Below are 359 nucleotides of genomic sequence, written 5' to 3' on the forward strand. Positions count from 1 at the left end.
CACACAATGGATTCGGCAAACTATCAATGATTGCGATCTGTCCAGGTTGGGCTGCTTCACGCGTCAAACCAGTACGGATCGCATTGACCACGGGTAATAATTGTAGTGCGCGACGGTTGAACCGTGACCGACTAATGGTGATTTTTTGCGGCATAAAGGCGGTCATCAAGCGCCAAAAACGGCGTTGTGATTGGATACCAAGCGTTGTTTGTAAACACAGTAGCGCCAACAATCGACAGTCATCGATTTTAACGTGCGCCACATTACGCCGTTGCGTCACACAACGTGGGCAATAGCGCTGGTAAAGCGACTGGCACAGCTGATAAAAATAATGATAGTTACCTTGTAATTCGTGACGA

At 47.9% G+C, this 359-nt stretch carries 1 pseudogene; it reads right to left on the reverse strand.

Going from position 1 to position 359, the window contains the following annotated elements:
• Window positions 1–359, reverse strand: a pseudogene (locus FC65_RS11195) (IS982-like element ISLpl4 family transposase); the annotation flags it as partial.

Source organism: Ligilactobacillus acidipiscis DSM 15836 (genome assembly GCF_001435755.1).
Lineage (GTDB): Bacteria > Bacillota > Bacilli > Lactobacillales > Lactobacillaceae > Ligilactobacillus > Ligilactobacillus acidipiscis.